Source organism: Bacillus sp. B2-WWTP-C-10-Post-4 (assembly GCF_009183805.1).
GTDB lineage: Bacteria > Bacillota > Bacilli > Bacillales > Bacillaceae_G > Bacillus_A > Bacillus_A cereus.
Genome location: NZ_WEII01000163.1, coordinates 1 through 6,529 on the forward strand (window position 1 = coordinate 1; position 6,529 = coordinate 6,529).

The following is a 6,529-nucleotide window of genomic DNA, read 5'->3' on the forward strand; positions in this document are numbered from 1 at the left end:
CCCTAAAAGAAAAAATAGATATTAATCACATTTTAAATCAGGTGAAAGATACTATTTCACCACTCGCTCTATCATACAAAGTTGAAATCAAACAAAATAGTACAGATTCCTTTTATATAAATGGGGACCCCGAAAAATTCAAACTCTGTCTAAACAACATCATCCAAAACGGAATTGAGGCTATGAAAAATGGTGGATTATTACAAATAAATATACAAAAAGTAAAAGGAAATATCATAATTGATATTATTGATTCAGGAATTGGGATGTCATCTCAACAAATAAAACGAATTGCTTTGCCATTCTATTCAACAACAGAAAAAGGAACTGGGCTTGGTACTATGATTGCTTATAGTATTATTAGAGAATTAAACGGAGATATAGAAATAGAGAGTGAATTAGGTAAAGGGACACGCTTTTCTATTAGTATCCCTTGCTAATGTGATAACAATTTTCTGTTTAGCTAATTACATAAATGAATTTTAAGAAACCCGCTAGCTAGCTTACTTATTAATTATCTTAAATTCATATGCGTTAATTAAATATAATAAGGATCAGAGCCTATCTATTGTTACAGATACACTCTGATCCCTTAGTTTAATTCAATTAAAAACACTTAATATTTATAACTTTTCTTACATCGTGATGAAATACTAGTTCATCGATTTTATCTCATTTACTGATTAGATTGGTTTAATATAAATATAACATCTCGCGACACTTAATTTGTTATTATCACTAGTGACATTTCCTGCAGTTGTTTTTTTATTAAAGTACAGACCTTTTTCCATTCATTGAAAAAGACAACTCCCCTTTTACTACTTCGCTTCCACCGTATAATTCCCTGTCCCTCCTCCATACTGATACACATGTAAATAATACTTCCCTGGATACGTGTAGTAGCTACCTACTAATTTATTCCCTTGTTGCTGAGCATACGTAACATAATTATTTAAATCTGCTTCAGAATAAAGTACCCAGTTCATTCCAATATTATTTTCATTCGTTACGTTAATTTGAAGGTTTTTAGCAGTCTCCACATTAATTTCAAAGAAGTCACTTGTATCGCCATTTCCTAAACTAGCACGTAAAACTTGATTTAACTGCAATTTGTTTGCTGTTTGGAATGAGTTATTCGGTTCTTTTTCTACACTGTTATCTTCTTTCTTTTGAACAGTTACAGTCGCTGTAGCAGTATTAGTTGCTCCTTTATCGTCTGTTACCGTTAATTTCGTCGTATACGTTCCTTCTTTTGTATATACGTGAGTTGGATTTTGCTCATTACTTACTGCTCCATCACCAAACTCCCATTTATACGAAGTAATTTTCCCGTCTTCATCTTTTGATCCGTCGCTTGTAAATGAAATTGCTTCATTTACATTTCCGCTATACGGACCGTTTATAACTGCAACTGGTGCTTTATTCTCTGCACCTTCTTCTGTATTAATACCGTGGAACACAACATCATATTCAAATTGTCCTGATGTATTCACGCGATAATTTACGAAGTATACTGTTACTGTTTTATAGCCTGTCCATTCCTTTGCACTTAAACGTTTTAACGTATCATTAACGTTTTGTGTAATTGTTTTCCAATCTTCATATTCTCCTTTTGCTGCAGTTCCTGTATATGTTCCTTGTAGTGTGAATGTATTAAAGAACTGTGATTTATTTTTCTTCACTGATACATTTTTCAATTTTGCTTCCGCTGTTATTTCTGCTACAATATCTGAAACTGGCTTCGATGCATGATTCGCTAAATAATCGTCTGATACTAATGGCACATTATATTTCTCACGATTATCAACTAGCATTTGCATATAGTCTTGATATTCTTTATTTAAATTCGCATCTTTACTTAATGTAGAGCGATATGCATCATATGCTGTTACATCATTTTTCCTAATAAGATCATGTATTTTATCGAACATATCATATCTCTTATTGTACATATACGATTGTAAAGCAAAGGAATAATTATAGAAATCCCACGTTCCATACTTTGCATTTAACGTTCGCTCTGCCGTATAACGCTCTGCTGGGTTTGAAGATAACCCTCCTATAATACTCTTTCTCGGTACAACATTATCCGTTCTCGTTGCCCCTGCAAAAAATTCAGCATTTCCTTCTTCAAACCAAGATAATCTTTCATTTTCATATATTTTCCCTTGTCCCCATAACCCTGGTACTTCATATCTACCTTGTAAATAATGCGTGAACTCGTGCCGGAATAATTCTTCTAAACTATAAATACTTTCTTCTGGCGTACGCTCATAAGTAAAGAACGTACCTGTTCCTTCTATATAAAGACCACCGTTATTCGTTTCATAACCGTACAATTGACGATTAAATTGATATTCCGCTGGGCTATTATAAATAACCATCGTTAATACATCATCAGGATTTCCTTTTTCTAAAGGTTGATCACTTTCAACCGTACGATGGAATTGTGCCTTCACTTCTTTTGCCGCCCAATATAAACGTTTTACTTTTTCTTCTGTCACTTTATCTCCAGCTTTTAAAACAATTGCCCCATCATCAAACGTATACGTTTTTGGCAAATATTTTTTCTTTCCATCTTCTCTTATTTGATCTAAATTCACCACTTTACCATTTGCATCTTTTCCGCCATAATTCGTTGCAATTTGCTCAGCAGCTACGAAATATTGCTCCCCTAAATATGGATATATTTTCATCGCATCTGTTACAACTTGTAACCCTTTCGTTCCTGTACTATGGAACGTACCGAGTCTACCTGTATAATAAATGCCATTATTAATAATCCAACCGTTTTTTGCTGTAATCGTTCCCATTAATGCAAAACGACTTAATTCATTAATATAACTATCTATTTTCTGATACCATACTGTATCTTTCGGTGCTTTCCTCGTATCGTACAAATACGATTGAATGTCGTAATCAACACCTTGCATAATATCGTAAATAGCATTTCCAGCTGAAAGATTATCTACTAATGTAGAAAAATTATCATTATATTGTTTAAAAATCTTTGCAGCCGATGTTATCGTTTCCACATCACTCGAAGCGTTTCCTATTAACTTTCCGTATGATGATACCACTCTATTTTGCTCTAATGTACCCAGCTTGAAATTTGAATTGTTAGCCATCGCTTTTAATGCAGGTAAGCATTTATCATGATAACTCTGTTCATTTAATTTACTAAGTTCCGAATTATAAAATCCTAAATAAAATCCTGAACGTAATACCTCTACTAATGTCTCAATCCCTTTTGAATCATCCTTCGTATAGGCTTGTCCTTGCTGCTTCAATTTATCAATAATCGCCTGCATCCTACTATCATTTTGATAGAATGCTAGACTGTCTGTATTAAACTGAAATAGCCCCGTAATTTGCTCCCAATCAATTGTTACAAGTAAATCTACTAACTGCTGATTGCTTAATTGATTTAATTCAGCAATTGTATAAGTTTTCGCTACAGCTAATTGCTTACTTTCTTTTTTCACCTCAGGTGGTCTTTGTGATAAATCGGCAAATTGTAGCCTTTTCTCAAAAGACTTGCTTTCGAGCACTTTCGATGAATGAGCTAATTCTTGTACTGGTAGTTGTACACCGACTGGCTCCATTTTGAGCACATTTCGATAAGAAACTTGCTCTCCCTTAGTATCTTCTGCCAAACTTACCCCTACTAACATTAAACTAGCAAAACTTACCCCTACTAACATTTTCTTTGAATAGCCTTTCATGCTCTCCCCTACCTTACATTTTTAGTGTCCCTCTCCATTATTTTACTATTTTCACTTTTTGTCCTGTATTGAGAAAAAATAAGGTAACGTTTACACATGTATCCATTCCATGTAAAATTAACGCTTGACTTTCCGTGCATTTTATATCAAAAAAAGATAGATAATAGCAAAATTTCTGCTACATCTATCCTCGTTTTCAACACTATGATTTTAACTTTATAAACGTAACTTCCGGTAATGTTTGCATACGCTGAATAAACTCATTCTTTTCTTCTGACGATATATTTTTCAGTTGCATTCCTACCTTATAAACAGTTTCTGTACCTTGCTGTGAAGCTTCCACCTCATATGAGAGTATTGGGATGCCTTTCACTTGTAGTGTTGCTAATATTTGTTGTATCGCTTCATGTTTATTTACAAACATTTGCACTGTTATATTTTGTGGAAATAAAAATTGCACCTTAAAAATACGACTTACAATTTCTAAACCAATTAAAACGAGAATCGTCGCTCCAATGCCTACTACATACATTCCCGCTCCAATTGCTAATCCTATACCGGCAGTAGCCCATAAACCAGCCGCGGTCGTTAATCCTTTCACCGCCTGCTTTTGAATAATAATTGTGCCTGCACCTAAAAAACCAACTCCACTAACGACTTGTGCTGCAATACGACTTGGGTCTAGAGACATATGCTCTTCAAACACAATATCTGAAAAGGCATATTTCGAAACAACCATTATTAACGCACTTCCTACCGCTACGAGGAAATGAGTCTTTAATCCAGCTTCTTTCGATCGAATTTCTCTTTCAATACCAATCATTGCTCCTAACAAGCCAGCAACACCGATTCGTATAATAAAATCAAAATCTACACTCACGGGCACTTCCCCCTTTCATTCATTATAGATAGATAAAACAAAAAATATCACAAACATCCATTTATCAACATGAAGGAATACCACTAAAATACACTTAATACTCCGGCCGTTTTATGTTAATATTTAAAATATTAACATAAAATAAATAACTTCTAATTTTAAACCTTCACTAATTTTCTAAAAAACCAAAGGTGGATTGCATGAAATTAGGTTGAGAAATTTAAGAAAACGCTTTCGTTTTGTTTCATAATTTTTTATAAAAAATACATAAATAAAGGAGCCTGCTAACTTCCCAGCTATGGTTCAAGAACTTCTCGATGCGCATAACGGAATAAATATCCCTAAAAATTGGGTACCAGACTCTACATATTGGCTTGTTACAGATGAAAATAAAATTGTGGGAGCTGTTAATATACGTCATAGTTTAACCGAACATTTATTTAACGCTGGCGGTCATATTGGTTATGGCATTCGCCCTTCTGAAAGAAGAAAAGGTTATGCTACGAAATTACTAGCATTATCATTAGAAAAAACGAAGGAATTAGACATCACGAAAGTACTTGTCGTTTGCGACGCAGTGAATACCGCTTCTGAAAAAACGATTTTACATAACGGCGGGCTTCGTGATGATGATTTCACTGAGGAAGATGGGAATGTAGTAAGAAGATATTGGATTGAGCTATGAATGATCACAAATAAGCGAGAAAGTGATTATACACTTTCTCGCTTATTTTACACTGCTTCTATTTCAAACTGCACTGTAATACCACTTGGATCTACCACCACAAACCCATTTGTAGTTTCATTTATTTCATGTTGTTTTTCTATTAATCTTTCTTTCACTTCATCTAACGCTTCTTTATGCGGTAGTACAATCGTATACACCTTTAGCCCAGTTGCAAGTACTGGTGGGTGTGGATTGTTTACTCCGTTCCACGTATTTGCACCAATATGGTGATGATATCCCCCTGCTGAAATAAATAAGCAATCCTCTTCACGCTGTTGTACTTCAAAACCTACTGTTTCCACATAAAATTCATGTGATTTCTCTACATCAGCTATTCTTAAATGTACGTGCCCAACGACAGTATTAGCAGGCAAACCATCAAACTCATAATCAACAAGTGTTGCCAATTCTTTTAAATCAAGTGGTGTACTTCCTCCTGGCCCTTCTCCCCATTGATCACGCGGACGGTCTGCATAAATTTCAATACCATTCCCCTCTAAATCTTGCAAATAAAAAGCTTCGCTATATGTATGATCACTTGCACTATTAAACCTTGAAATTGGTAAAATTTCATTTGAATATGTATAACGCCCTTCTTGCTCATCCGGGCTGTCAATTACATTCTTATTACGAAGAACCCCAAATAGCGCAGAAGCAAAAGCTTCACGAGTCGGAACTAAAAAGGCTACATGATATATACCAGTCGTACGCGGTTCTTGCAGTACCCCGTCCTCTAACTTTTCAAGAACAAATAACGCGTTCTTTCCACCTTTTCCAGATAAATATGCTTTATTCCCCTCTTGCTTAATTACCTCTAATCCTACAACATTCTCATAAAAAGCAATTTGACGCTCTAAGTCTTTCACTTTAAATTCAACATGACCAATACGTGTTTTCGGATGAATTTGTACCATGAATAACTCCATCTCCTTATCCCTATATTTTTCCATTACATATAACCGTTACTATGAAGGATACAACTAAAATCATCCTATGTAAATAAGAAAAGTCAGAATTTACATACATTTTTATTTTCATAATAAAAAAGCCACCTTTTCTAAATTTCAGAATGAAGTGCACCCCAATTGTTAGACACAGTCTAACAATTGGAGGTGCATTTTTTATGGCTAAATTTTCTTCAAAAGAAAAAATCCAAGCGGTGAAACGATATTTAGATGGTACAGAAAGTGGAAAAAT

At 34.4% G+C, this 6,529-nt stretch carries 5 protein-coding genes and 1 pseudogene; 2 read left to right on the plus strand and 4 right to left on the minus strand.

Annotated features, from left to right (window positions below):
• A partial coding sequence (locus GBN78_RS27770) for a sensor histidine kinase (protein ID WP_193224767.1) occupies positions 1 to 440 on the plus strand: 440 nt, incomplete at its 5' end.
• 378 nt (positions 441 to 818) lie between these two features.
• Here GBN78_RS27770 and colA read toward each other — a convergent pair.
• On the minus strand, positions 819 to 3,725 hold the full coding sequence (gene colA / locus GBN78_RS27775) for a collagenase ColA (RefSeq protein WP_152127930.1): 2,907 nt from the start codon (positions 3,723 to 3,725) through the stop codon (positions 819 to 821).
• A 202-nt stretch (positions 3,726 to 3,927) separates the two neighbouring features.
• Entirely contained in the window at positions 3,928 to 4,605 is a 678-nt protein-coding gene (locus GBN78_RS27780) for an MgtC/SapB family protein (protein ID WP_152127931.1), read from the minus strand.
• Between the two features lie 274 nt (positions 4,606 to 4,879).
• On the opposite strand from GBN78_RS27780, the pseudogene GBN78_RS27785 reads away from it, so the two are divergent.
• Positions 4,880 to 5,290: pseudogene (locus GBN78_RS27785) on the plus strand (GNAT family N-acetyltransferase); the annotation flags it as partial.
• A gap of 47 nt (positions 5,291 to 5,337) precedes the next feature.
• Here the strand turns inward: GBN78_RS27785 and GBN78_RS27790 are convergent.
• Both GBN78_RS27790 and GBN78_RS30785 read right to left on the minus strand, forming a co-directional pair.
• Positions 5,338 to 6,246 (minus strand): VOC family protein, encoded by a 909-nt coding sequence (locus tag GBN78_RS27790; protein ID WP_152127932.1) that lies wholly within the window; start codon positions 6,244 to 6,246, stop codon positions 5,338 to 5,340.
• Between the two features lie 22 nt (positions 6,247 to 6,268).
• Positions 6,269 to 6,529, minus strand: a 261-nt coding sequence (locus GBN78_RS30785; protein WP_226798501.1) for a hypothetical protein, incomplete at its 5' end; no start/stop codon positions are given.

Coding starts and splice junctions, on each gene's coding strand:
- colA (WP_152127930.1), bottom strand. CDS start 3,725: ATGAAAGGCTATTCAAAGAAAATGTTAGTAGGGGTAAGTTTTGCTAGT.
- GBN78_RS27790 (WP_152127932.1), bottom strand. CDS start 6,246: ATGGTACAAATTCATCCGAAAACACGTATTGGTCATGTTGAATTTAAA.